Here is a 23367-nt window from a genome sequence, read left to right as displayed (position 1 = left end):
ACAATAAACCGTCTCAGGCCGCCGCGGTCTCGGCGTCGCGTTCGCCCTCGTCGAGTTGGCGCACGGTCAACACGGGCACCGGACAGGTGCGGACGACGCGTTCGGCGACGCTCCCGACGAGAAACCGGTTCTCGCCGTGGCGACCGCGGGTCCCCATCGCCACCATGTCGGCGTCGTGTTCCAGCGCGTACTCCCGGATCTTCGTCGCCGGTCGTCCCTCGCGGACGGCCGTCGTCACCGAGCGGTCGGTGGTCGCCGCCACCTCCTCCAACGCCGTCCGGCCCGACTCGTCGAGCGCGCTCCGCATCTCGTCGCGGACCTGCTCGGGGGAGGCCTCGATCTCTCCGCGGTCGACCACGTAAAGCGCGTGAACCGCCGCGTCGAACCGACCGGCGAGGTCGAGCGCGACTGCCACCGCTCGGCTGGCGCTCTCCGATCCGTCAGTCGCGATGACGATGGTGTCGAACATGCGCCTGGATTCGGGCGGTCGAGGCATAAACCCGGTGTCCGATCGGGGGTGCGTTTTTTGCCCGTGGCCCGCCCACGGTCGCTCATGACCGATCCGCTCTCGCCGTCGCTCGTCCTCGTCCCCGTGGATGGGAGCGAGGAGTCGCTCTCGGCCGTCGAGTACGCGGCGGCTATCGCCGAGGAGTACGACGCGGCGGTCCACGCGCTCTACGTCGTCAGCGAGGATCTCGCCCGCGCCATCGACACCGGCGCCGTCGACGACGCGACGCTCGCGGCCGACACCGAGGCGTTTCTGGACGCGGTCAACGAGACCGTCGGCGACGCCGATGTCCCGCTCTCGATGTCGATGACCTACGGCTTCTCCACCGCCCGTCTCTCCCGCCATCCGGGGAGCGTCGTCCTCGACACCGCCGAGGATCTCGATGCCGACTTCGTGGTCGTCCCGCGCGAACCCGTCTCGGGGTCGGACGAGGAAGTCCTCGCGAAGGCCGCTGAGTACGTCCTGCTGTACGCGAGCCAGCCCGTCCTCTCCGTCTGATGGGGAGTCGATCCCCGACCGGGGCTCAAACCGGCGTTACTGCAGGCGTAGCGTCATCTCGTGTTCGAAGCTTTCGGCGTCGCTCGTCCGGAAGCCGACCTTCTCGTAGAGGCGGATCGCGGCGTCGTTCCAGCGCTCGACCGTGAGCCACACCCGTTCGACACACTCGTCCTGGCCGGCGCCCAGCAGCGTCTCGAGGAGGTGGGTACCGATGCCCGCGTGCTGGTAGTCCTGGAGGACAAAGATGGCGAGTTCCGCAGTGCCCTCCGGCTCGTCGGGAACGAGCGTCGCGTGTCCGACGACGGCGTCCTCGTGTTCGGCGACGACGTTGACGGTTTCCGGGCCGGTGATCGAGCCCAGCCAGTCGGCGATCCGCTCCGGATCGGTCGGCGGGATGCCCTGGGCGCGGTCGGCGGGGTCGAACGCCTCGTACATCGCCGCCAGCGCGTCGCGATCCGCCGCGTCGTCGTACCGCCGGACCGTGATCGTCCGTCCCTCGCGGTCCTCGAACGTCTGCGGCGGCGAGGGGAACTCGTCTGCGGGTTCGTTCGGGTAGGTTTTGTCGTCCGTCATCTGACGAGCGTTACCGAGACGTGGGAGTTCAGCAGGACGAACTCCGCGATGCTCCCGAGTTTGATCTTGCCCATCGGACTCGTCTCCCCGCCGCCGAGGACGATCCGGTCGAACCCCTCCTGCTCGGCCAGTTCGACCAGCCGACTCCGCGGGTCGCCGTCGAGATACCGGATCGTTGCCGACACGCCCGCCTCGTCGAGGACCGCCTGCGCCCGCCGTTCGATCTCCTCGGGCGTCGTCTCGGTCGCCGGATTCTGGAGGATCGCGACCGTCAGATCGTCGCCCGTCTCGGCAGCGCGGTCGACCGTGCGCTCGAGTGCGCGCAACGAGTCGTCGCTCCCGCCGATACCCAGCAGTAGTCTCATTGGCGTGGCCGTCGGGCGCGCGGGGCAAAAAGGTACGCGGCCGCCGTCAGACGCCCGCCCGACGCCGACGGAACGCTTTTGCACCGGCGCCCGGAACAGCGGGACATGAGCGACGACTCCACGGCCTCGGGTGACGGCGCCGATCGCGCGGACTCGGCCACCGAGTCGGACGCCGTCCCCCCGGACGTGCGCAAATACGAGCGGTTCAAGAAGATGGACGGCGCGGCGTACGACCGCGTCAACTCCTTCCTCCGCGACCGCACCTACATCACGGCCCGCGAGTGGGCCATCGCCCGCCTCTGTGTCGACTTCCGCACCGAGACGGGGGTCGAGATGACCAAGATCGGCGAGAACCTGCCCCGACTCGTCCCCTTCATGACCGACACCTACTCGCCGCAGGCGGTCAACCAGGCCCGCTCCGCCTTCGAGGAGAAGGTGCAGAAAGCCGGGGCAACGTTCCTCTACGGCGCAATGTCCGGCTTCTTCACCGCCGAGGAACTCGACGAGATGATGTACGAAGTGACCGAAACCGCGAAGTTCCTCCTCGAAGTCGAGGGTGTCGACCTCTCGGTCGCCGAGGAACTCGACGCCGAGGACCGCGTCTCCGAGGTCATGCGCGAGGTCCGCGAGTCCAGCGAGGAACTCCGCGACGACCTGGACGCGGACGCCGACTAGCGCACGTTCTCGCCGTCGACCTCGCGAACCGCATCCATCCCACCGTCGTAGACGCGCTCGCCCCGTCCCATCGTCCACTCCGGGAAAACGCCGTCCCGCCCCGCGAACGGCGTCCACCCGCATTTCGAATGCAGGAGCGACTCCTCGACCGCACGGGTCTGTTCTAGGTCGTAGAGGGCGAGGTCGGCGTGCATCCCCTCCTCGATCCGGCCTTTCCGGTCGAGGTCGAAGGCGTCGGCGGGCGCCGACGCCGTCAGTTCCCGCACGCGTTCGACCGTCAACGGGCCGGACCGCGTCTCGGCCAGCAGGAGGGGCACCATGGTCTCGACGCCGGGGACGCCGCTGGGTGCGTCCCAGAGCGTCGTCTCCTTCTCCGAGCGCGTGTGGGGGGCGTGGTCCGTCGCGATCATGTCGACCGCGCCGTCGATCACGCGGTCGTAGAGCGCGGTTCGCCGTTTCTCGCTCCGGAGCGGCGGGTTCATCCGCCCGAATGTGCCCAACTCGTCGAGGTCCGCCCGCGAGAGCAGGAGGTGGTGAGGGGTCACTTCGCAGGTCACCGTGTCGGGCGCATCAGCCACGATGTCGACCGCTTCGGGCGTGCTCGTGTGGGCGATGTGGAGACGCGCGTCCAGATCAGCCCCGGTTTCGACGGCGCGCTCGACCGCCGCAATCTCCGCCTCCGCCGTGCGGTACGCACTCCAGGCGTCCGCGTCCGCCTCCGCGCCCGTTCCACCGCCGCGCCCCGACTCGCGAACGCTCGAATCGAACCGTGTGGCGTCCTCCGCGTGGACGGTTACCGCGACGCCCTTCTCCGTCGCCCGGGCGACGGCGTCCTCGAACAGGTCACCGTCGATGCCCATGTCGCCCGTGGAGTCGGCAAGGAACACCTCGCCCAGCGCGAAGAGAGGCCGGTCGAACAGCGCCTCCGGGTCCCAGTCGGCGGTGACGCCGCCGTTGATGCCGTAGTCGATGACCGACGCTTCGGCGAGGCGTTCCTTCCGGCCGTAGGCCGCGCCGGTCGTCGTCGGCGGGTCGGTGTTCGGCTGATCGACGACGGTCGTCACGCCGCCCGCCGCGGCGCTTCGTGATCCCGTCTCCCACGTCTCCTTGTGCGATGCCCCCGGCTCTCGGAAGTGGGTGTGAACGTCGATGGCGCCGGGCAACAGGAGGCGTTCCCGGGCGTTGACCGTGCGGCCGTCGACGGCGAGGTCGGTTCCGACGGCGGCGATGCGTTCCCCGTCGATCCGGACATCACGCACCCGACCGTCGGCCAGCGTCGCGTTCCTGACGAGCATACGTCATCTGCGGGCTTGCGCGTCGTAAGTGTCCCGTTCCCCCTCGCGGGGGCGAGTATATTACCATCGGCTGTAACTGTACGGCCGATTCGGCATCCCAGCGTGCCGAAGCGTTCCACGGACTTACAGCCGGCAGTATAAGCCGCTCCGGCCGAACGACCGGGTATGGTCACGGTCCCGGCGGCGGTGCTCTCGCAGTTCCGGCGCTTCTCCCGGTACAACTCCCCGTACCCCGCCCACGACTGCGGCCGTGCGATCGATCTCTATCCCGAGACCGACCGCGCCGTCGCCCCCGTCGCCGGCGAGGTACTCGACGTTCGGCGCGTGCGTGCGCCGCCGCGACCGTACGCCGCCGACACGGACCACCTCATCCTGATCGACGCCGGCGCGCACGTCGCCCGGATCCTCCACGTCGACCCCGACGTTGCGCCCGGCGATGTGGTCGGCGTCGGTGAGCCGCTCGGCGAACTGGTCCGCTCGGGGTTTTTCGCACCCTGGGTCGATCACCACGTCCACCTCGGCTTTCGATCGCCGGACGCGAACCCCTATCGAGCCACCGGATCGCTGCCCGTCGAGGTCGCCGTCGACGTGCGCCCGCTATCATGGGACGGCACCGGTGTCGTCCGCGAGGTAGGCGAGACGTTCGTCGTTCTCGACGAACCGAGCCATCCGAATCCCGGTGCGTGGGCGGGCGTCGCCGCAGGCCCGAACCTCGTCCTCGATGGCGGCTGTCCCCACTACGACGGTGGGGGCGTTCTCCCCGCTATCGACGGCCCCGTTTCCGTCGCCGGGACGCGTGTCGGCGTCGCCGACGGTGGCGTCGTGGCGTGGGATCCGATCGAACTCCGGGCGAACGGCACGCCCGTCCGTGGCCTCTCGCTTTTCGCCACTCGCGACGCCACCGGTGTGAAACTCGTCTGTCCCGGTCACGACTTCGCCGTCGGTGCCCGGATCGACGTGACGATCCGTCGCGTGTGAATAAATCTCAGTGCCGTCGTCCGGTTCGATCGCTGTCATGCACGCACGAGACACCCTTTTGACGCTCCTCCACGTACCGGGCCGTAATGAGCGACGAGTCTGGTTCGGACGGCCGTCCCGCCGACCGAGAGTCACCGGTCGGCGAACCCGTCGTCCGCGCCGACCCGGCGGTGACGGGTGAACGGGCGGACGAAGCCGTCGGCTTCGACCCGGACGACCCCGAGAGCGTCCAGCTCGCGGCCGAGACGGTGCGCTCCTTTGCGGAGAACACCGTCGGCTCCGAGGACCACGTCTACATGCTCCGGGGCGCGGCGGCGTGTGCCGCCCTCGTTCGGGGCGTCGGGTCGTACAAAGCAGCGGCCGAACGCGCCGGCGGCGACGTCTCCGTCGCCTTCATCCGGAAGTGGGCGCGGGTCCACGACTTGCCGCAGGCGATTCGCCGGCACGTCGCCCGCGGCACCATCGCGCCGACGGCGGCGAAACACATCGCGCGCGTCTCGGGCGACGACCGCTACGCGCTGGCGTGGGCGACGCTCGAACACGACCTCACGGTGCGCGAGATTCGTCGCCTCGCCAGCGAGGTGGGCGACGGCACCACCGTCGAAGACGCCCTCGCCGAACGCGGCCACACCTTCGGCGAGATGTCGGTGACGCTGCCACCCGCGCAGTACATCGAACTCCGCCGCCGGGCGTCCATCGAGAACACCGATCCGGATGATCTGTTGGCGGCGGCGCTCGAGGACTTTTTGGACGCGTGACCGTCACAGACTAGCGACCAGATCCCAGTTCATTTCGTCTTTCTGTAGCTCTGACAGAATTCTGGTAGGGGAATCGACATCCCACGTTCGAACGTAGTCGTTTCGCCGAAGGCGGCGAGGGGCGTCACGGTCTGCGTGTGCTCGGAATGTCGTTCCGTGCTTGTCAGCACGCTCCCCAATCCGCGTGATGAGATCGATATCCGACGCCGTTCCTTTCGAGAGATAGATGATGTTGTCTGATTTAATGTCGATATCCACGGCTTCGAACAGACGTTCGTCAAAACAGTCTGCTTTCCGCTGAGCGAAGATGTCGATGCAGTGGTCGGTCTGCGGGACGATCCGTCTGGCCGTCGCCTCGTTCACTTGCTCTCTGGCCTCCAAACTGATGCTGGTGATGAAGTGTGGTGGACCTTGCTCAGCATCGAGCAACGGCTCGTACTCGTTGGTCAGATACACGTCGCGAGAGCAGAGGTCGAACCAGATCCACTCCTCATTCATCTCAGTAATCTGATACGGTCGGAACGTCCGTTGTGCAGCCTGTACCTTCTCAAAGATGTACTTTGCCTCAGGCGTATTTTCGAACCGCCCCCGGTTTTTCGCTGTAGAGTCCGTTTCGATGTCGAATTTCCCCGAACACTTCCGTTCGAAGTGACGACGGAAGTTGTCGATCCCCATCTCATCCGACATTTGTTCTTCGAGTTCGTCATGAATGAGTGGTCGTGGCGGGTTGATATAGACACAGGAGCTGACCTCATTTCCCTGCGAAAAGAAGACGGGACTCTGTGGTAAGATACGAACTGCCTGATCCAACACTGCCGCCGTTCCTTTCGCGGCCAAGTGCCTTTCTTGGTCTCCGTAGAGCGCCTGGCGCCCGTAGGAAAGTGACTCCCCACTATCCTCTCTCGTACGTAGTATCGTCCCGCCTTCGGTTATGATTGCGTCAGGGTCGTATGTCGTATGTATCTCTGTGCCTTGATCGTGTAGGTTCCATCCCGTTATCACGACGACAGTGTGATCCTCGACGAACGCGTCGAAGTTGGCCTGCTCATCGGGGCTGAGACGCTCTTGGTCGACCGTCCCGTGTGACGTGAGTACGACATCATACAATTTCGATTCTTCACCGATACGGGTACGATACATGTCGAGACACCGTGAGCCGAGACGCTGAAGTGCGTCGTACGCCAGACTCGGTAATATCGGGTCAAGTCCTGCGAACACCGGTTCGAGATAAAACTGATCCCACGACGAGTAGGCGACTGGGTCGCCATCTATCGAAAGCATCATGCTCCCGTCGAGGTCGTAGTGTGTTGCCCCGTCATCTTCGACGACGAGTTCGGGCTTGATGTCTCGCCGTCCCGTGTCCGAAAATGATTCTAGACGTGATTCGAAAAACTGTTCGAACAGGGAGGCTCGGCGGGCATCGTTGGTGAGATCCCACTCCCGAGTCTCGATACCTGTCGTTTTCGCGATCTCTAAAATATCCTCTCGGAGCTGATTTAGCTGGCGGTTGGGTCCCTCCCCGAATGCATGTAACGTAATCCCCGTCATACCCCTCGTCGACGAATGCCACAGTAGGGTGATAAATCCTGCTAGTGTGGTAATATTGATGTATCGATTGCTGGCCCGCCAGCGAACTCATCGTAACTGTTTATTACCCTGCCGACAACCTTCATACGAGGGCCGGTAGCTCAGTCAGGCAGAGCGTCTGGCTTTTAACGTGGCCGCCCACGCAAGCGGGAGGTTGCGGAAGTTACCAGACGGTCGGGGGTTCAACTCCCTCCCGGCCCGCTTCTGCGAGGAACGAACGTGACGAGCGAAGCGGTTACGGAGGAGTTGAACGAGAGACCGCCGAGCGGTAGCGAGGCGTTCGCGTTGTTCGACTCCCTCCCGGTCCAACTTCTCCCTACTCCACGTTCTCCCCCTGATAACTCCCGTCGTACGTCCCCTCGTGATCGGCTTCCGCGAAGACCAACTGCGCCACCCGCGCATCCGGTTCGATCTCCACGGGGTGGTGGACGACCAGCAGTCCCTCGCCGCGGCCCTCGTAGCCGGCGTCCCAGACGGCGGTGTGGAGCATGCAGCCGTTGCGCATGAGCGACGACCGGGGGTAGACGAAGCCGACGTGCCCCTCGGGGATGTGGACGGTTTCGCCGTATCGCAGGACGTAGCCGCCGGGGTCGAGGACGTAGGCGTCGCCGTCGGGCTGGATTTCTTCGCGGTCACCGATTCGCTTGTCGTCGCGGCCGATCCGGCCGCGCTCGGTGATTTCGAACACCGCGTCGGCGGTCAAGTCGACGCCGTTCGGCTGTACCTGGTCGGCGGTAGTCGGAGAGAGATGGTCGGCGACGAACGGTCCGGAACGGAACATATCCGCCACTCGCCAGCGGCTCACAAAACCGTGACGGTCGTTATTCCGATGTGACGTGAATGCCGAGGAGACGGCCCAAGACGCCGACAGACGCCGATACTGATTCACCAGCGCATCGCCAAAGGCACGGGATTTATGTCCGTCGGCGAGCGATGACCGGACGTTATGGGACAGACGCTCACGGAAAAGATCCTCGACGACCACCTCGTCGAGGGCGAACTCGATCCCGGCGAGGAGATCGGGATCGAGATCGACCAGGTGCTGACACAGGACACGACGGGGACGATGGTGTGGCTGCAGTTCGAGGCGCTCGAACTCGACGAGGTCCAGACCGAACTCGCCGCCCAGTACTGTGACCACCAGACCTACCAGTTCGACTTCAAGAACACCGACGACCACCGGTTCCTCCGCTCGGCCGCGGGCACCTACGGCGCGTACTTCTCCCGCCCCGGCAACGGCATCTGCCACAACGTCCACAAGGAGAACTTCGCCGCGCCGGGCAAGACGATGCTCGGCTCGGACTCCCACACGCCGACGCCGGGTGGCCTTGGCGAACTCGCCATCGGGGCGGGTGGCCTCGACGTCGCCGTCGCGATGGGCGGCGGCCCTTACTTCGTCGAGATGCCGGAAGTCGTCAACGTCCGTCTGGAGGGCGAACTCCCCGACTGGGCCTCCGCGAAGGACGTCATCCTCGAGATGCTCCGCCGCCTCTCCGTGAAGGGTGGCGTCGGCAAGGTGTTCGAGTACACGGGGCCGGGCGTCGAGAGCCTCTCCGTTCCCGAACGCACCACCATCACGAACATGGGGACGGAGCTCGGTGCGACCACCTCCATCTTCCCAACCGACGAGCGCACGAAGGAGTATCTCGACCGGCAGGGCCGCGGCGACGAGTTCGTCGACCTGTCGCCGGACGAGGACGCCGAGTACGCCGACGAAATCGTCGTCGACCTCTCCGACCTCGAACCGCTCATCTCCGCGCCGTCGATGCCGGACAACGTCGTGCCCGTTCGCGAAGTCGCCGGCGAAAACGTCGAACAGGTCATCATCGGTTCCTGTACCAACGGCGGCTACGAGGACATTCTCCCCGCCGCGAAGATGGTCGAGGGACGCGAGATCAAGAAGGATCTCGAAATGATCGTCGCGCCCGGCTCGAAACAGGCCGGCGAACTCCTCGCTCGCGAGGGCTGGACCGCCGAGATGATGGCCGCCGGCGTCAACGTCTCCGAGTCGACGTGTGGCCCCTGCATCGGCATCGGCCACGTCCCCGCCTCCGACTCCGTCTCGCTGCGAACCTTCAACCGCAACTTCGAGGGTCGCTCCGGCATCGAGAACGACTCCGTCTACCTCTGCTCGCCGCAGGTAGCCGCCGCCGCAGCGCTCGCGGGCGAGATCGTCGACCCGCGTGACCTGGCCGCGGAACTCGGCGACCTGGAACCGCCGGGTGTCGAACTCCCCGACCGCTACGACGGCTCCAAGGCCGACATCATCGAACCCGAGAACGCAGTCGACGACGAACTCATCAAGGGCCCGAACATCGGTGATGTCCCTCTCAAGGATCCCCTCGGCGCCGATGTCGGCGGCGAGACGCTCCTGAAGATGGGCGACAACATCACGACCGACCACATCATCCCGGCCACCTCGGACATCCTGAAATACCGGTCGAACATCGACAAACTGTCCGAGTTCACCCTCTCCCGCGTCGACGAGTCCTTCGCCGACCGCGCCAAGGAGACGGAGCGCAGCGTCCTCGTGGCCGGCGAGAACTACGGTCAGGGCTCCTCGCGTGAACACGCCGCGATGTGCCCGATGTATCTCGGCGTCGAGGCCGTTCTCGCGCAGTCCTTCGCCCGCATCCACAAGGCGAACCTCTACAACTTCGGTCTCCTGCCGCTGGTCATCGACGAGGAGACCTACGACCGCATCGAGGAAGGCGACGACATCGAAGTCGTCGACGATGTCGCCGAGGCCGTCGCGGCCGGCGCCGAGGAGTTCACCATCCGCGTCAACGGCGACTGGGAGGCGACGGCCGCCTTCGACGCCTCCGAGCGCGAGCGCGAAATCCTCGCCGCGGGCGGGAAACTCACGCTCACGAAACAGCAGTACGAAGAGGAGTCCGGCGGCGCGACCCCCGCAGACGACTGATCGGGCTTCTCGTCACTGTTGGGAGATTCGCGCCGGGACGGTCCGGCACGAATCTCTCGTGACTTCCGCTATGAGACGGCCCGGTGTCCCGGCGGCCGCCGTTCGCCGGAACCAACCGTCCGTACGACCGCCGACACCTCCGTGTCGGCCGTTGTCCGAGGGCTTTTGCGTCTTTCCGCCGTAGTCACCGTGTGGACGGTCCGACGCCCCCTGCCAACGTCACCATCCGCGAGGCTCGACAGTCGGATCTCTCGTCGGTCGTGCGCATCGAACGCGACTCGTTCGGGCAGCCCTGGCCGTACACCGCCTTCGAGCGCTTTCTCGACGACCCCGGTTTTCTGGTCGCCGCTCGCGACGGCGGCGTCGTCGGCTACGTCGTCGGCGACGTGACGCCCAACTTCGGGCGCGACATCGGTCACATCAAGGATCTGGCCGTCGCGCCGCCGGCACGCCGCCACGGTATCGGCCGCGCGCTGCTCGTGCGGTCGCTCGTCACGCTCGCCGTCGACGGCGCCCAACTCGTGAAACTGGAGGTGCGCGAGGGAAACGACGCCGCTCAGGCGCTATACCGCGATATTGGATTCGAGACGGCCCGGCGTGTCTCCCAGTACTACCGCGACGGCGAGGACGCTCTGGTGATGGTGCTGGATGTCCACGCGTGGCGCGAGAACGACGGTTCGTAGCCGCGAAACGTTTCAGACGGATCGTTGTCACTGTGTCCCGGCGGTTCGCCGACCTCTCTTGGCGAACCACCGGCACTGACTTACAATAAACCGTATCAGACACGGGGGTCTACACGGACACATGGGATACGCCTGCCCCGTCTGCGAGACGCCGCAACGCGACGCCGAGCATCTCGCGAACCACCTCGCCTTCACCGCGATGCTCCACGGCGACGCCCACGAGGAGTGGTTAGCGGAGCATGCCCCGGGGTGGGACGAGGACGGCGCCGACGAGCTGGCACCGGTCGTCGCCGAACACGCGACTGAGACGACCTACGACGAGGTGTTCGACGATACGGTGCCGCGAGAGCGGGAAAGTCACGAGCAGGGCCACGGCCACGGTCACGACCCCGCTCCCACTCGCGCCGACGCCCCCCTCGACACCGGAGAACTCGACGCCGACGCCCGTCGCGCCCTAGCGGAGGCCCGCGAGATGACCGAGGCGATGTTGAGCGAGGGCGACGCGGACGCCGACGGCAACGAAAAGGAGTAAATCGCTGTCGGCACGAGAGGCGTGTATGGAAACCGAGGGCGTATTCGATCCCGAGACGCTCGACGCCGCCCGCGAAGCCTACGAATCGGTCGGGCCGGCGGCCCAGACGGTCGTTCGCGAGGTAGCGACCGCGATGGAGTTCGATCGCGAGGAGTACCACGACCGGGTGACGAGCGATGTCGTGGAGACGGCACGCGAGGCGCTCTTTGCCTCGTTGCTCGTCGTCCACGTCGCCGACCGCGACGAGTTCGACGCCTGGCGATCGGCGGCCGATGTCGAGGTGACGACCTTCGGCAGTCCGGATGTCGACCGCGTCGTCTGGCACGTCGCGCCCTTCGCTGACGCCGCCGTCGCCGCCACGTTCCAGGCGGAGCGCGACGCGGCGATCGCGACCCTTCGACGCCAGGCGTTCGGCCACCTCTACAGCGACCGGCTCTGATACTGTCGGCTGTAACTGTTTCAGGATATCCGCCATCTCGGGGTGACGGATATCTTGATTGACTTACAGCCGGCAGTATAAGCGGCGAAACCGGTTTATTCACCCCTCACCAACCCCCGCTGTGCGACGGATCACGCGCCGTGCCCTCCTGGCGTTCGCTGCCGTCTGTCTGTGCTTGCTCGCGCTCGGCGCCCTCCCCTCGCTCCTGGGATCCGGCGACCCCTACTATCTGACGGCGACGCCCACCGACGCCGAGGGGCCGGCGGTGAACGCGACGGAGCTTTCGGAGCGACGCTACCCCTATCTCACCGCCGCCATCGAGACGGGACGGTCCGACCCCTACCGCACTGGCTCGGTCGGCCTGAAGGAGGCGTTCACCCACTCGCCGTTCGACGAACGCGACGGCCTCGTCGCGCGCAATCCCGAGGCGCGCCACGATGGCGGTATCGTCGTCGCGTCCGATGACAGCCGGTATCTGGTGGCGGTGAGACGCGCGTGACCGACGACTGGACCGTCCTCGAATCGGTCACGGAGTACGAGACGGGGTGGTACACCGGCGGCTACGACTTGGTCGAACAGCCGGACGGCTCGACCAAGCGCTACTACTGGGCGGAACTCTCGCCCGCCGTAGTCGTCGTCGCCGCCGTCGACGATCAGGTGCTCTTCGTCGAGCAGTTCCGGCCGACGATCCGCGAGACGCATCTCGAACTTCCGGCGGGCATCGCCGAGGACGGCGAGTCGTTCACCGCCGCAGCGGCGCGCGAGCTCCGGGAGGAGACTGGCTTCGCTCCCGACTCGACCGCGCTCCTCCAGGAGTTCTGGGCGTGCACCGGTGTGTTGCGACACCGGCGCGGCATCGTCTTCGCGGAGGGATTGACGCCCACCGACCGCGACCTCGACGGCAACGAGTTCCTCACGCCCAGGCCCGTCTCCGTCGCGGACGCTCTCGACGTGGCGCGGCGCGCGCCCGCCAACGATGCCACCATCGAGGGACTGTTGCTCGCGCGTGAAGCGGGCGTCCTCTGATACGGATTATTGTAACTGAGTACCGGTGGTTCGCCGACCTCTCTTGGCGAACCACCGGTACTGACTACAATAATCATGAGGGCGCGCCGTCCGTCGACTCCGCCGGTGGGAAACGGTTATATAACGCAGTACGCAAGCCACGACAGAGGATTTCCACTATGGGACAGACACTCACGGAGAAGATCATCGCGGACCATCTCGTCGACGGTGAAATCGAAACGGGCGCGGAGGTCGGCATCGATGTCGATCAGGTCATCGCCCACGACCTGACGGGGACGATGGCGTGGCTACAGTTCGAGGCGCTCGGCCTCGACGAGGTACAGGTCGAGGTCGCCGGCCAGCACTGCGACCACCAGACCTACCAGCCGGATTATAAGGTGTCGGACGACCACCGCTTTCTGCGGTCGGCGGCGGGCAAATACGGGGCGTACTTCGCTCGGCCGGGGACCGGCATTCTCCACCAGGTCCACAAGGAGAACTTCACCGCGCCGGGCAAGACGCTCCTCGGTGCGGACTCACACACGCCGACGGCGGGCGGTCTGGGCTGTCTTGGCATCGGTACCGGCGGCCTCGACGTCGCCACCGCGATGGGCGGCGCGCCGTTCTATCTCGACGTGCCCGAAGTCGTCAACGTGCGACTGGAGGGCGAACTTTCGGAGTGGACGACCGCGAAAGACGTCATCCTCGAGATGCTGCGGCGGTTCTCGGTCAAGGCGGGCGTCGGCAAGGTGTTCGAATACACCGGGCCGGGCGTCGAGAGCCTCTCCGCCCCCGAACGCACCACTATCGCGAACATGGGGACGGAACTCGGCGCGACCACCTCCATCTTCCCCACCGACGAGCGCACGAAGGAGTTCTTCGAGCGCCTTGGCCGCCCGGGGGATTACGTCGAACTGCAGCCGGACGACGACGCCGAATACGACGACGAAATCGTCATCGACCTCTCCGAAATCGAACCGCTCATCGCGTGCCCGTCGATGCCCGACAACGTCGTCCCGGTCCGCGAGGTCGCGGGCACGAGCGTCGACCAGGTGCTCGTCGGCTCCTGTACCAACGGCGCCTACGAGGACATCCTCCCGGTCGCCAAGATGCTCGACGGGCGCGAGGTGGCCAAACACACCGAGACCATCATCGCCCCGGCGTCGAAGCAGGCCTCCGAGATGCTGGCCCGCGACGGTTACACGGCCGAGCTGATGGCCGCGGGCGTCAACGTCTCCGAGGCGACGTGTGGCGCCTGTATCGGCGCTGGCCACGTCCCCGCCAGCGACTCCGTGAGCGTCCGCACGTTCAACCGCAACTTCGAGGGGCGCTCCGGGATGGAGGAGGACGCGGTCTATCTCTGCTCGCCGGAAGTCGCCGCCGCCACCGCGCTCGCGGGCGAAATCGTCGACCCGCGGGATCTGCCCGACGACCTCGCAGACCTCGAAGCGCCCGGTTTCGAGATGCCCGAGCGATACATCGGCGCCAGCGAGTCCGACCTCATCATGCCCGACGAGGCCGTCGACGACGAACTCGTCAAGGGGCCGAACATCGACGAGGTGCCGCTCAAAGAGCCGATGGGCGCCGATCTCGACGGCCCCGCGCTGCTGAAGATGCCCGACAACATCACGACCGACCACATCATCCCGGCGACTCAGGAGGTGTCGGTCTACCGCTCGAACGTCCCCAAACTCTCGGAGTTTACGCTGAAACGTGTCGACGAGACGTTCGCCCAGCGGGCGATGGAGTCGGACGGCGGCTTCCTCGTCGCCGGCGAGAACTACGGCCAGGGCTCCTCGCGTGAACACGCCGCGCTCTGCCCGATGTATCTCGGTATCCACGGCGTTCTCGCGCAGTCGTTCGCCCGCATCCACAAGTCCAACCTCATCAACTTCGGGCTCCTGCCCCTGGTCATCGACGAGGAGACCTCCGACCGTATCGACCAGGGCGACGATGTCGAACTCGTCGAGGACGCGGCTGCGGCCGTCGCGGATGGCAAAGAAACGCTCACCATCCGCGTCAACGACGACTGGGAGGCGACGGTTCGTCTCGAGGCCAACGAGCGCCAGCGGGAACTGCTCACCAGCGGCGGGAAACTCCCGCACACGCGCGAGCAGTTCGCCCAGGCGACCGAAGAGGCCTGACCCGGCCTACGCCAGCAGGTCGTCGTCGCAGTCGGCACAGACGTCGAGGTCGTTGACCGACCGGGTGGCGGGGTTTTCGCCGCAGAGTTCACACCGGTCGTCCGTTTCGACCGCGTGTTCGACGGGGTCGCTCTCGGCGCCTCTGCCTGTTGCGCCCTCCGCCACCTGCTCGTGTGGGAGCGACGGCCCACGGATCCGGGTGGCGTAGATGACGAGGCCGAGGAGCGCGAGCGATCCGACGAGAAAGCCCAGTTCGAAGGCCATCGGTCGTCATACGCGCTCGATGCCTGTTAGCGTTTCCCACGCTACGCCCCCGGAAGGCCCCATCCGATCCGGTCCCAGAGCCGTTCGTAGGCGTAGTACGTGCCCGTCTTGGCGACGTTGGCGACGAGGCCGATGCTCGCGGCCTCGCCCACGTCGCCGACGACGAACCACGCCACGACGACGGTGACGACCACCATCAGCACGCGGTAACAGAGCGTCTTCACGAGGGCGCGGGAGCGCGCCTGGCGTGGCCGGCCGACGCTCGGACACATGGTCGGCGAGACGACCGCCAGTCACGTAAATGTAACTGCAAACAGTATCGACAGACAGTGTTTGTAACCCAAATAGGTTATTCCGTACCCGAAACAGCGGCGGCCCGACGGATCGTTACTCTTCGAGGTCGGGGCGGGACAGCTCGGTGTACTTGGCGGTGATGAACTCCAGCAGCACCGGCGTTCCTTCCTTGGTCTTCTCGACGGCGCGTTCGATGGCAGGCCCGACTTCCTCGGGGTCCTCGACGCGTTCGCCGTAGCCGCCCATCGACTCGGCGAAGTCGGCGTAGTGACCCGAGAACGGCGTGTCGTAGCTCGCCATCTCGAAGTTGTTCAGCACGATTTCGAGGACGGGGATGTCCTCGCGGACGGCCGTCTCGAAGTCCATGCCGACCATGCCGATGGCGCCGTCGCCCATGACGTGGACGCAGGTCTTCTCGGGCTTGGAGAGTTTCGCGCCCATCATGAGACCGAGACCGTAGCCGAGCTGCGTCGTCTTGCCCCAGCCCAGATAGGAGAGCGGCTCGGTCACGTTGAAGAAGGGGGCCATGAAGTCACGCGCGTTGCCGGCGTCGGCCGTGGCGACGACTTCGTCCTTGTCGAGGGTCTGATCGAGTTCGTGGACGACCCGATAGGGGTTGATGGGCGTCTCGTCCGACGTGAGCACGTCGTCCCAGTCGTCGAGCCACTCCGCTTCGATCGCCGCGATTTCGGTGGTCACGTCGTCGTACCGGCCGAAGTCGCGGTCGTCGATGCGCCCCTCGATTTCGTCGATGAGGGCCTCGAGCGTGAGTTTGGCGTCGCCGATGACGGCGAGGTCGGACTTGTAATCCTTGTCGACGTCGCCGGGGTCGTTCGTCGAGTGGATGAGGGTGTTGTCCTCCGTCGGCGGCGTGATGCCGTACGCCGTCTTGGTGAAGCTACAGCCGATGCCGAACAGCACGTCCGCCTCGTGGATGAAGTGGTTGAGCTGTCGGGGTTCGCTCTTCGACCCGGCCCCGAGCGAGAGTGGGTGGTCCTCGGGGAACGCGCTCTTGCCGTTGAGCGTGGTGGCCACCGGCGCTTCCAGCAGTTCGGCGAGTTCCTTCAGCGGCTCCCACGCCTTCGCGTAGTGGACGCCCTGGCCGGCGTTGATGACGGGCAAGTCGGCGTCGAGCAGTGCGTCGGCGGCCGCTTCGACGGCTTCGGGATCCGGTGCCGTCCGCGTCGACGACGTGGTTTCGTAGTCGATATCGCCGACTTCCTGCTGGAACACGTCCTTCGGAATCTCGACGAGTCCGGGGCGCTGACGACCGTTGCGGGCGGACTGGAACGCCCGCCGGATCGTCTCCTCGACAGCGTCGGGGTCGGTCAGTTGTTCGGTCGTCTTCGTGACGTGCTGGTAGTTGATGAGCGAACTGAACTTGGGGTCGGTGTTCGTCTTCGCTCGGGAGTAGCCCGCCGGAAGCGCGACGATGGGCGCCGACTCGGCGTAGGCCTGGGCGATGCCGCCCACGGAGTTCTCGGTGCCGGGACCGTGCTGACAGGCGAAGGCCTCGACCTGATCGCCGGAGGTGATACGGGCGATGCCGTCGAGCATGTGGGCGCCGGTGCGCTCCTGCCGGACGACGATAGATCGAATGCCTGCATCTTCGGCTGCGTTTTCGTCAAACAGCGGATTGCTCGGGAATCCTATCAGGTGTTCTACACCTTCTTCGGCCAGGATTTCCGCGATGGCGTCTGTTACGTTCATCCTATCGACGTACATGCCCCCCCGGGGTTGTAAAGGTAAGGACAGACACCTAATGATCGCTCGTCATCTGTCGAAAAGTTGAATAACCAGAGACGGGTTTGCCGAGACATGCCCGAGAGACCAACGCTCGAACGACTCTGCGTCCACGAGTCGGTCGCCAACAAGATCCCGAAAGACGAGTTCGCCGACGCCTTCGCCGAACTCGACGTGCCGGTCGAGATCGTGGGCGACGACGAGGAGTTCGACGAGACGGACGCCGTTGCCTCGTTCCGCCCCCGTGACGCCTTCCTCGACGCCGGGTGGGTTCACTGCATCCGCGCCGGCTACGACGAGTTCGACACCGACGCCTACGAGGCGGCGGGCGTCCCCCTCACCAACAGCACGGGGATCCACGACACCACCGTCGGCGAAATCGCCGTCGGCTACATGGTGTCGCTCGCGCGGATGCTCCACATCTACCGCGACCACCAGAACGAGAACGACTGGTACGAACCGCCGTACGAACGCCCGTTCACCGTGGAGAACAAACGCCTCTGTGTCGTCGGCCTCGGCACCCTCGGCCAGGGCATCGCCCAGCGCGCCGACGCCCTCGGCATGGATGTCGTTGGCGTTCGCCGCTCCGACGAGCCCGTCGACGGCGTCTCCGAACTCTACCACCCCGACGACCTCCACGAGGCCATCGAAGACGCGCGCTTCGTCGCCATCGCCGTTCCCCACACCCCCGAGACCGAGGGGATGTTCTCCACCGAGGAGTTCGACCTGATGCGCGACGACGCCTACCTCATCAACGTCGCGCGCGGCCCCATCGCCGACGAGGACGCCCTCATCGACGCCCTCGACGCCGGCGACATCGCGGGCGCCGGCCTCGACGTGTTCGAGACCGAACCACTCCCGGAGGACAACCCGCTCTGGGACTTCGAGGAGGTCATCATCTCCCCGCATCGTGGCTCCGCGACCAACCGCTACCACCTCGACATCGCCGACCTGGTGAAAGAGATTTTCCACCAGTACCAGGGCGGCGAGGAACTCCGTAACCGCGTCGCGTGACGGCGTGACGGCGTGACGTAAGCCGATTCTACCCATCGTAGCTACTGACCGACGGCGGCCGATACACGGTTCCGACAGTCCGCTTCACTCGGTTTCGCAAGCTACTATACCCGGTGACCGCTACGTCGGCCGATGGCTGGCCGCCTCCGAGACGCCCTCGCCGGTGCTCTCGACCGCGCCGGCGTCATCGACCGACTGCGCTTCCACGAAACCCTCGACCTGGCGTGGCCCCGGATCGTTACCGGTCTCGCCATCATGTCCAAGAGCACGGTCGACCTGGCGATGGTTGGGTGGGACGTGGGCGCGGCGGCCGTCGCCGGCCTCGCCTTTGCCAACGCCTACTGGCAGGTCGGGAAGTATCTCGGTATCGGCCTCGCGGGCGGAACGGTCACCCTCGTCTCGCAGGCCTACGGCGCCGAGGCCTACGACCGGGCGAGCGCGATCGTCGCCGTCAGCCTCGTCGTCGCCCTCGCCATCGCCGCGCCCATCGTCGCCGTCTACGCCGCGTTCGCACCCACCCTCGTCGCCGTCCTCGGCTCCACGCCCGAACCCCTCGGCCACGCAGCGACGTATCTCGCCCTCGTCGCGCCGGCGCTCCTGTTCGAGTACCCCAACCTGATCGCCAGTCGCACCTACGCCGGCGTCGGCGACACCCTGACGCCGATGTGGATTCGCGCCGGCGGCGCCGCCCTCAACATCGTCCTTTCGGCGACGCTCATCTTCGGCTACGGTCTCGGTGTCGCGGGCGCCGCTCTCGGCACCACCCTCTCGACGGGCGTCGTCGCTCTCGTCTTCGTCTGGGGCCTCGCCGGCCGGTCGTACGCCGGCCGGGGCGCGTGCCCCGTCGCCGTGTCGCGGGCGACGACTCGGCTTGCCGACGTGCCGGCGCTTGCCCACCGACTGCTCGCCGTCTCCGCACCCCTGATGGCCCGCCGCACCGCCGAGATGCTCGTCGCCTTCCCGCTGGTCGCCATCGCGGCCACCTTCGGGCCAGCCGTGGTCGCCGCCTACGAGGTGGCTCGGCGCGTGCGGACGCTCCTCGACAGTTTCTCCTGGGGCTTCTCCATCGCCGCCAGCACGCTCGTCGGCCAATCGCTCGGCGCCGACGACGTGACCGCCGCCGAGGGCTACGCCCGCGCCATCATCCGCCTCTCGGCGACGGTGTACGTCGTCGCGGCCGCGGTCGTGCTCCTCCTCGCGCCCTGGATCGCAGGGCTGTTCGTCGCCGACCCGGCCGTCGTCTCGGTGGCGACGCCCTTCGTCGCTGCGGCCGCCGTGAGCGTCGTCTTCCTCGGCGTCGACGGCTCCGCGACGGGAACGCTCCGCGGCGCGGGCGACACCCGCTACCCCTTCGTCACGTCGCTGTTCGGCCGCTACGCCTGTGCGCTCCCCGTCGCGGTCCTCGGCCTCGTCACCGCGCTCGGTCCCGGCGTCCTGATGGCTGCGCTCGTCGTCGAGACGCTCGTCCCCGCCGGGTTGAACGTCGCCCGCGTCCGGTCGAACCGCTGGCAGGCCATCGGCCGCGCACACGTCGCCGCCGACTGATCAGGCTTCGTCGTACGCGGCGTCGAAGAAGGCCCGTTCCAGTTCGACCGTCCGCCGGAAGAGGGCGTCGAGGCGGCGCTGTCGGCGCGGCGAGACGACCGTCCCTTCCCGGTCGAGTTCGGCCCGAAGCCAGTCGACAAAGGAAACGAAATCGGGGTTGGCGTGGAGATCCACCCACTCCGCGAGATAGAACCGGTCGGGCAGAGGCTGTTCGACGGCCGTCGCCCACGTCTCGTACACCCACTCGGCGGGCACCAGGACGGCGAGCGTCTCGGCGTACCCGCCCTCGCGCCCGGCGCGTTCGAGCAGGTCGAGCAGCGCGCGCGTCGCGGGCGTCGTCCGCGGTGCCTCGTCCATCGAAACACCGAGAGCGTCGAACGAGCGCCCGAAGTAGTCGTTCTCCTCGTCGGTGAGCGTCCGCAAGAAGTCGGTGAGTCGAGCCTTCGCGGCCATCGACGGCGCCTCGCCGACGGCGTGGCCGAACGTCCCCACGAGCGTCTCGACGACGGCGTAGTCCTGGCGCAGATACCGCTCGAAAACGGCGTCGTCGACCGTTCCAGCCTCGAATTCGCGGACGAAGCGGTGCTCGACTGCCTCGCGCCAGTCCGGTTCGGACCGGTCACGAAGCCACTCGGTCAGTCGCGCCTCGTCGCGGCCGTCGGCGTACTGGTCGAACGTCGCCGGCGTCTCGGTGTTGGGCATACGGCCCGTTCGTCGGCCGATCAACATATGTGTTCGCCGTGACGGCGCCGACTCATACTGCCAGCTGTCCGTCGATACAGCCACTCGGCGTGGTGACTATCTTGGAACAGGTGCCGCCGCCGGTATCATACGCCTTCGCTGAGGGTGTCGACGTCGAGTCGGAGGAAGGCGGGGATCGTCGCCGCCACCACCGCCAGTTCGAGGCAGCCGACGAGGAGAAACGCCGTCGGATAGCCGTACGCATCGGCGGCGAACCCGCCGACGAGGATGCCGGCGAGAAAGCCCAGACTGCCGAAGATGTTGAACCCCGCCATCGCGACGCCCCGCTGTGACGGGTCTGCGAGGTCCGTCACGAGCGCCATCGTCGCCGGGACCATGAGCGCGCCGAGGACGCCGACGAGCACCATCGACGCCTGTGCGGCCCGGACCGTCGGCACGGCGCCGACGAGGATCACGGCACCGCCGTACAGCGTTGACCCCGCCACGATGGGGAGGGTCCGTCCGATCCGGTCAGAGACGACGCCGAAGGGGTACTGCAGGAGGGCGAAGGGAGCGAAAAACAGCGCCAGCGTCAGTCCGGTCGCGGCCGGACTCAACCCGAAGATCGTCCGGAAATACAGCGTGCCGACGAGAGAGAAGAATCCGGCAGTCAGGCGGTCGACGAAGCCGAACACGTACGGGAGGCCGAGTTCCGGCGTGCGACGGAGGCCGTCGAACGGCGACCGCGTTCGTTCCCGGACCTCGATTCCCTCGCCGACGACGAACGGGACGACGGCGGCGACGGCGACGAAGAGGCCGCTCGCCACGGCCAACGGAACCAATGCCCCGAGTTCGTAGAGGACGCCCCCGAGCGGCGCGCCCGTCGCCGTCCCGAGACCGATGGCGATGCCGGCGGCGCCCATGTTCCGCCCGTGTGAGCCCTCCAGGTCCATGAGCATCGTCATCGCGAGCGAGAACGCCCCGACCGTCGCCCCGCCCTGCAGGACGCGAAGCGCGAGGACGACCCCGAACGAGGGCTCTCCGAACGTCGGCAGGAGGGCGAGCGACGCGTAGCCCAGGCCGCCGAGGAGGGCGCCCGCCGCGACGAAGGGCACCCGCCGCCCGGCGGCGTCGCTCGCGGCCCCCCAGGGGATGGCGAAGGCGACGAACGCGGCGAACTCGGCCGTCAGAAACCACATGCTCCCGTCGAGTGCCGTGCCGGCACCGAGGGCGGCGACGAGCGTATCGATGCCGGGATAGAGGAGTACCTGCGCGAGCAAGACGACGTACACGACGGCCGCGAGCGCCACGCGGCTACGAGTTCTGGACACGACTCGATCCTGTTACGAGCGCAGGCTCCCACTCCTTACTGTCTTTCGGGGCACCGTCATCGAACTCCGGATGATCGAGACATCCGCACTCTCGGAGACCACTCGTGTCGTCCGTCACGGGCGGGAGACGGCACGCAGAACGTCTCGGCGGTTACTGCGTCGGTTCGACCGTTAGATCGCTGGCGATCCAGCCGTCCGTGTTACCGGATTCGATGAAGACCGTTCGACCGGGACAGCTCTCGCAGACCGACACCGTCGGCGTCTCGGGCGGCGACGGCTCCCCTTCGTCGTCCGCTTGTGACCGCGTTCCGGTTGGCATTGCAAGTGTTTAGGGGGACCTAAAATAAAAAGGATCCGGTTCCGATCATCCGTGCCGACCGCGACGCCTTTGTATCCGGCCGTGATTGGTCGGCGCATGTATCGAGACGTGTTGGGCTGGCTCGGCGCCCTCCTCGGCGTGACGATACTCGTACCGATCCTCCTCTATCTGATCACCGGCGCGGCCGTCGGCTTTCTCGTCTCCTGCGGTGGCGGTCCCGAGGCGACCATGGTCGTCGGTGCGTCGGGGTCGGAGAGTCTGGAACTCTCCTGTTCCGCCGTCCGGACGCTGGTGAAGACGGGCGTCGCCGTCGGTGGCAGCCTCGCCGCTACCGTCGGCGTTGCCCTCGTCGCCGTCGCTGACATTCTGCGCACCTCCTACCGCTAACGTCTCCTCACTCCAGCAGGACGTGATCGGAGTCACAGGCCGGACAGAGGCGAGAAATCTCGCCCGACCCCTCGGTGAAGCCGGAGTCACAGCGGATGCAGGTCCGTTCGCGGCGGCGGCCCACGACGGTCCCGTCGGCGGTGGCGTCGTGGGCGTCCGGTGTGCGCCGCCGGCACCGATCACAGATTCGGGTGAGTCGTCCCGCACGCTCGGTGAACTGGGTGTTGCATCTGACGCAGGTCCGCTCCCGCGAGGCGTCGATGGGGGTGGGCATCCGGCCGCGTTACTCGGCGTCCCCCGACTGTGGGTGGTGGGACTGTTCCGGCAGCGCGTCCGCGTCCGCCCGATACAGGCGAAGGATCTCTTCGAGGAGGATGGCGTGTCGGTCGCCCGCCGTGTACTGGTGGTCGATGAAATCCTCGGCGTCGGCGAACTTGCCTCGGAGGGCGAACTTCCGAACCAGCGCGACGGACTCCGGAAACGGCGGGTGCTCCGTCTCCTCGTCGGTACCAAGCCGCCGCTCGCCGTCCGGCATCACCTCCGCTTTGATCTGCTCGTAATCGATGGTTTCCGGGTCGTAGTCGTCGAGGACCTGATTCAGAACGTAGTCCGTAGAGAAGCGATAGAACTCGGATTTGCTCTCGAATCGGCCGTCATCGACGAGCGATTCGATCTCCCTCACGACCGATTCGGGAAAACGGACCGTACTCTTGACCATACGGATGGTAGTCCACGTGAAGGATATTATACTTTTGTCAGACGATATATCCGTTCCTCACCTGGCTGTATATTAGCTGCGCCCGGTCGAATCTCTCCCGCGATCCCG

At 66.5% G+C, this 23367-nt stretch carries 28 protein-coding genes and 1 tRNA gene; 15 read left to right on the top strand and 14 right to left on the bottom strand.

Going from position 1 to position 23367, the window contains the following annotated elements:
- Positions 1–13: 13 nt before the first annotated feature.
- Positions 14–469 carry a universal stress protein gene (locus MXB53_RS13205; RefSeq protein ID WP_248898008.1) on the bottom strand — a complete coding sequence of 152 codons (456 nt, stop codon included), beginning with the start codon at positions 467–469 and terminating at the stop codon, positions 14–16.
- An 84-nt stretch (positions 470–553) separates the two neighbouring features.
- Here MXB53_RS13205 and MXB53_RS13200 point away from each other — a divergent pair, with 84 nt between their 5' ends.
- Complete coding sequence (locus MXB53_RS13200; RefSeq protein WP_248898007.1) at positions 554–1006, top strand: universal stress protein; 453 nt, start codon at positions 554–556, stop codon at positions 1004–1006.
- Positions 1007–1042: 36 nt separating this feature from the next.
- Here MXB53_RS13200 and MXB53_RS13195 read toward each other — a convergent pair whose 3' ends face one another.
- Both MXB53_RS13195 and MXB53_RS13190 read right to left on the bottom strand, forming a co-directional pair.
- Positions 1043–1579, bottom strand: coding sequence for a GNAT family N-acetyltransferase (locus tag MXB53_RS13195; protein ID WP_248898006.1), 537 nt, complete (start codon positions 1577–1579; stop codon positions 1043–1045).
- Entirely contained in the window at positions 1576–1944 is a 369-nt protein-coding gene (locus tag MXB53_RS13190) for a universal stress protein (protein ID WP_248898005.1), read from the bottom strand. Before MXB53_RS13190 ends, MXB53_RS13195 begins: the two co-directional genes overlap by 4 nt.
- Positions 1945–2022: 78 nt before the next feature.
- On the opposite strand from MXB53_RS13190, the gene MXB53_RS13185 reads away from it, so the two are divergent.
- Entirely contained in the window at positions 2023–2619 is a 597-nt protein-coding gene (locus MXB53_RS13185) for a DUF5806 family protein (RefSeq protein ID WP_425601208.1), read from the top strand.
- On the opposite strand, the gene MXB53_RS13180 is transcribed toward MXB53_RS13185, so the two are convergent.
- Positions 2616–3914, bottom strand: coding sequence for a dihydroorotase (locus tag MXB53_RS13180; RefSeq protein WP_248898004.1), 1299 nt, complete (start codon positions 3912–3914; stop codon positions 2616–2618). The two genes, MXB53_RS13185 and MXB53_RS13180, sit on opposite strands and share 4 nt — an antisense overlap.
- A 165-nt stretch (positions 3915–4079) precedes the next feature.
- Between MXB53_RS13180 and MXB53_RS13175 the strand changes: the two genes are divergently transcribed.
- Both MXB53_RS13175 and MXB53_RS13170 read left to right on the top strand, forming a co-directional pair.
- The gene (locus tag MXB53_RS13175; RefSeq protein WP_248898003.1) at positions 4080–4892 is read left to right on the top strand and encodes a DUF8155 domain-containing protein; all 813 of its coding nucleotides are present in this window, start codon (positions 4080–4082) and stop codon (positions 4890–4892) included.
- Positions 4893–4978: 86 nt separating this feature from the next.
- On the top strand, positions 4979–5650 hold the full coding sequence (locus tag MXB53_RS13170; RefSeq protein ID WP_248898002.1) for a DUF7119 family protein: 672 nt from the start codon (positions 4979–4981) through the stop codon (positions 5648–5650).
- 3 nt (positions 5651–5653) lie between these two features.
- Here MXB53_RS13170 and MXB53_RS13165 read toward each other — a convergent pair whose 3' ends face one another.
- Positions 5654–7198, bottom strand: coding sequence for a hypothetical protein (locus MXB53_RS13165; RefSeq protein ID WP_248898001.1), 1545 nt, complete (start codon positions 7196–7198; stop codon positions 5654–5656).
- 129 nt (positions 7199–7327) lie between these two features.
- On the opposite strand from MXB53_RS13165, the gene MXB53_RS13160 reads away from it, so the two are divergent.
- Positions 7328–7438: transfer RNA gene (locus tag MXB53_RS13160), tRNA-Lys, on the top strand.
- A gap of 115 nt (positions 7439–7553) precedes the next feature.
- Here the strand turns inward: MXB53_RS13160 and MXB53_RS13155 are convergent.
- A complete protein-coding gene (locus tag MXB53_RS13155) occupies positions 7554–8027 on the bottom strand; it encodes a deoxyuridine 5'-triphosphate nucleotidohydrolase (protein ID WP_425601221.1) in 474 nt (157 codons plus the stop codon).
- 156 nt (positions 8028–8183) lie between these two features.
- Between MXB53_RS13155 and MXB53_RS13150 the strand changes: the two genes are divergently transcribed.
- The 7 genes from MXB53_RS13150 (at position 8184) to MXB53_RS13120 (ending at position 14963) form a co-directional block, all read left to right on the top strand.
- Positions 8184–10160, top strand: coding sequence for an aconitate hydratase (locus MXB53_RS13150; protein ID WP_248897999.1), 1977 nt, complete (start codon positions 8184–8186; stop codon positions 10158–10160).
- A 191-nt stretch (positions 10161–10351) separates the two neighbouring features.
- Positions 10352–10843: a ribosomal protein S18-alanine N-acetyltransferase gene (gene rimI, locus MXB53_RS13145; RefSeq protein WP_248897998.1), complete on the top strand. Its 492-nt coding sequence runs from the start codon at positions 10352–10354 to the stop codon at positions 10841–10843.
- A 121-nt stretch (positions 10844–10964) separates the two neighbouring features.
- Positions 10965–11375, top strand: coding sequence for a DUF5810 domain-containing protein (locus tag MXB53_RS13140; RefSeq protein WP_248897997.1), 411 nt, complete (start codon positions 10965–10967; stop codon positions 11373–11375).
- 25 nt (positions 11376–11400) lie between these two features.
- Positions 11401–11814, top strand: a complete 414-nt coding sequence (locus tag MXB53_RS13135; protein ID WP_248897996.1) for a DUF5809 family protein — start codon at positions 11401–11403, stop codon at positions 11812–11814.
- 121 nt (positions 11815–11935) lie between these two features.
- The gene (locus MXB53_RS13130; RefSeq protein ID WP_248897995.1) at positions 11936–12313 is read left to right on the top strand and encodes a hypothetical protein; all 378 of its coding nucleotides are present in this window, start codon (positions 11936–11938) and stop codon (positions 12311–12313) included.
- Complete coding sequence (locus tag MXB53_RS13125; RefSeq protein WP_248897994.1) at positions 12310–12840, top strand: NUDIX hydrolase; 531 nt, start codon at positions 12310–12312, stop codon at positions 12838–12840. Before MXB53_RS13130 ends, MXB53_RS13125 begins: the two co-directional genes overlap by 4 nt.
- A 158-nt stretch (positions 12841–12998) precedes the next feature.
- Complete coding sequence (locus tag MXB53_RS13120; RefSeq protein ID WP_248897993.1) at positions 12999–14963, top strand: aconitate hydratase; 1965 nt, start codon at positions 12999–13001, stop codon at positions 14961–14963.
- A 6-nt stretch (positions 14964–14969) separates the two neighbouring features.
- On the opposite strand, the gene MXB53_RS13115 is transcribed toward MXB53_RS13120, so the two are convergent.
- From MXB53_RS13115 to MXB53_RS13105, 3 genes are all read right to left on the bottom strand, one after another.
- Complete coding sequence (locus tag MXB53_RS13115) at positions 14970–15227, bottom strand: hypothetical protein (protein ID WP_248897992.1); 258 nt, start codon at positions 15225–15227, stop codon at positions 14970–14972.
- Between the two features lie 41 nt (positions 15228–15268).
- Complete coding sequence (locus MXB53_RS13110; RefSeq protein ID WP_248897991.1) at positions 15269–15499, bottom strand: DUF2061 domain-containing protein; 231 nt, start codon at positions 15497–15499, stop codon at positions 15269–15271.
- A 115-nt stretch (positions 15500–15614) separates the two neighbouring features.
- Complete coding sequence (locus MXB53_RS13105; protein WP_248897990.1) at positions 15615–17231, bottom strand: thiamine pyrophosphate-requiring protein; 1617 nt, start codon at positions 17229–17231, stop codon at positions 15615–15617.
- 108 nt (positions 17232–17339) lie between these two features.
- On the opposite strand from MXB53_RS13105, the gene ddh reads away from it, so the two are divergent.
- Together ddh and MXB53_RS13095 are read left to right on the top strand one after the other, a co-directional pair.
- Complete coding sequence (gene ddh / locus MXB53_RS13100) at positions 17340–18278, top strand: D-2-hydroxyacid dehydrogenase (RefSeq protein ID WP_248897989.1); 939 nt, start codon at positions 17340–17342, stop codon at positions 18276–18278.
- A 132-nt stretch (positions 18279–18410) separates the two neighbouring features.
- Entirely contained in the window at positions 18411–19823 is a 1413-nt protein-coding gene (locus tag MXB53_RS13095; protein WP_248897988.1) for an MATE family efflux transporter, read from the top strand.
- Here the strand turns inward: MXB53_RS13095 and MXB53_RS13090 are convergent, their stop codons facing one another.
- The 3 genes from MXB53_RS13090 to MXB53_RS13080 all read right to left on the bottom strand — a co-directional run bounded on the left by MXB53_RS13090 (position 19824) and on the right by MXB53_RS13080 (position 22154).
- Positions 19824–20525 carry a TenA family protein gene (locus tag MXB53_RS13090; protein WP_248897987.1) on the bottom strand — a complete coding sequence of 234 codons (702 nt, stop codon included), beginning with the start codon at positions 20523–20525 and terminating at the stop codon, positions 19824–19826.
- A gap of 125 nt (positions 20526–20650) precedes the next feature.
- Entirely contained in the window at positions 20651–21835 is a 1185-nt protein-coding gene (locus tag MXB53_RS13085; RefSeq protein ID WP_248897986.1) for an MFS transporter, read from the bottom strand.
- A gap of 151 nt (positions 21836–21986) precedes the next feature.
- Complete coding sequence (locus MXB53_RS13080; protein ID WP_248897985.1) at positions 21987–22154, bottom strand: hypothetical protein; 168 nt, start codon at positions 22152–22154, stop codon at positions 21987–21989.
- Between the two features lie 96 nt (positions 22155–22250).
- On the opposite strand from MXB53_RS13080, the gene MXB53_RS13075 reads away from it, so the two are divergent.
- Complete coding sequence (locus tag MXB53_RS13075; protein ID WP_248897984.1) at positions 22251–22541, top strand: hypothetical protein; 291 nt, start codon at positions 22251–22253, stop codon at positions 22539–22541.
- Positions 22542–22548: 7 nt separating this feature from the next.
- Here MXB53_RS13075 and MXB53_RS13070 read toward each other — a convergent pair whose 3' ends face one another.
- Positions 22549–22815, bottom strand: coding sequence for a hypothetical protein (locus MXB53_RS13070; RefSeq protein WP_248897983.1), 267 nt, complete (start codon positions 22813–22815; stop codon positions 22549–22551).
- A gap of 9 nt (positions 22816–22824) precedes the next feature.
- Complete coding sequence (locus MXB53_RS13065; protein WP_248897982.1) at positions 22825–23259, bottom strand: ribbon-helix-helix domain-containing protein; 435 nt, start codon at positions 23257–23259, stop codon at positions 22825–22827.
- Positions 23260–23367 lie beyond the last annotated feature (108 nt).

This window comes from Haloplanus sp. XH21 (assembly GCF_023276355.1).
Lineage (GTDB): Archaea > Halobacteriota > Halobacteria > Halobacteriales > Haloferacaceae > Haloplanus > Haloplanus halobius.
This window is presented reverse-complemented; position numbering and strand designations above follow the sequence as displayed.

What these genes read in the sequence shown, in the direction of transcription:
- MXB53_RS13205 (WP_248898008.1), bottom strand. Translation starts at nt 469, where the DNA reads ATGTTCGACACCATCGTCATCGCGACTGACGGATCGGAGAGCGCCAGC.
- MXB53_RS13200 (WP_248898007.1), top strand. Translation starts at nt 554, where the DNA reads ATGACCGATCCGCTCTCGCCGTCGCTCGTCCTCGTCCCCGTGGATGGG.
- MXB53_RS13195 (WP_248898006.1), bottom strand. Translation starts at nt 1,579, where the DNA reads ATGACGGACGACAAAACCTACCCGAACGAACCCGCAGACGAGTTCCCC.
- MXB53_RS13190 (WP_248898005.1), bottom strand. Translation starts at nt 1,944, where the DNA reads ATGAGACTACTGCTGGGTATCGGCGGGAGCGACGACTCGTTGCGCGCA.
- MXB53_RS13180 (WP_248898004.1), bottom strand. Translation starts at nt 3,914, where the DNA reads ATGCTCGTCAGGAACGCGACGCTGGCCGACGGTCGGGTGCGTGATGTC.
- MXB53_RS13175 (WP_248898003.1), top strand. Translation starts at nt 4,080, where the DNA reads ATGGTCACGGTCCCGGCGGCGGTGCTCTCGCAGTTCCGGCGCTTCTCC.
- MXB53_RS13170 (WP_248898002.1), top strand. Translation starts at nt 4,979, where the DNA reads ATGAGCGACGAGTCTGGTTCGGACGGCCGTCCCGCCGACCGAGAGTCA.
- MXB53_RS13165 (WP_248898001.1), bottom strand. Translation starts at nt 7,198, where the DNA reads ATGACGGGGATTACGTTACATGCATTCGGGGAGGGACCCAACCGCCAG.
- MXB53_RS13150 (WP_248897999.1), top strand. Translation starts at nt 8,184, where the DNA reads ATGGGACAGACGCTCACGGAAAAGATCCTCGACGACCACCTCGTCGAG.
- MXB53_RS13140 (WP_248897997.1), top strand. Translation starts at nt 10,965, where the DNA reads ATGGGATACGCCTGCCCCGTCTGCGAGACGCCGCAACGCGACGCCGAG.
- MXB53_RS13135 (WP_248897996.1), top strand. Translation starts at nt 11,401, where the DNA reads ATGGAAACCGAGGGCGTATTCGATCCCGAGACGCTCGACGCCGCCCGC.
- MXB53_RS13120 (WP_248897993.1), top strand. Translation starts at nt 12,999, where the DNA reads ATGGGACAGACACTCACGGAGAAGATCATCGCGGACCATCTCGTCGAC.
- MXB53_RS13115 (WP_248897992.1), bottom strand. Translation starts at nt 15,227, where the DNA reads ATGGCCTTCGAACTGGGCTTTCTCGTCGGATCGCTCGCGCTCCTCGGC.
- MXB53_RS13110 (WP_248897991.1), bottom strand. Translation starts at nt 15,499, where the DNA reads ATGTGTCCGAGCGTCGGCCGGCCACGCCAGGCGCGCTCCCGCGCCCTC.
- MXB53_RS13105 (WP_248897990.1), bottom strand. Translation starts at nt 17,231, where the DNA reads ATGAACGTAACAGACGCCATCGCGGAAATCCTGGCCGAAGAAGGTGTA.
- ddh (WP_248897989.1), top strand. Translation starts at nt 17,340, where the DNA reads ATGCCCGAGAGACCAACGCTCGAACGACTCTGCGTCCACGAGTCGGTC.
- MXB53_RS13095 (WP_248897988.1), top strand. Translation starts at nt 18,411, where the DNA reads ATGGCTGGCCGCCTCCGAGACGCCCTCGCCGGTGCTCTCGACCGCGCC.
- MXB53_RS13090 (WP_248897987.1), bottom strand. Translation starts at nt 20,525, where the DNA reads ATGCCCAACACCGAGACGCCGGCGACGTTCGACCAGTACGCCGACGGC.
- MXB53_RS13080 (WP_248897985.1), bottom strand. Translation starts at nt 22,154, where the DNA reads ATGCCAACCGGAACGCGGTCACAAGCGGACGACGAAGGGGAGCCGTCG.
- MXB53_RS13075 (WP_248897984.1), top strand. Translation starts at nt 22,251, where the DNA reads ATGTATCGAGACGTGTTGGGCTGGCTCGGCGCCCTCCTCGGCGTGACG.
- MXB53_RS13070 (WP_248897983.1), bottom strand. Translation starts at nt 22,815, where the DNA reads ATGCCCACCCCCATCGACGCCTCGCGGGAGCGGACCTGCGTCAGATGC.
- MXB53_RS13065 (WP_248897982.1), bottom strand. Translation starts at nt 23,259, where the DNA reads ATGGTCAAGAGTACGGTCCGTTTTCCCGAATCGGTCGTGAGGGAGATC.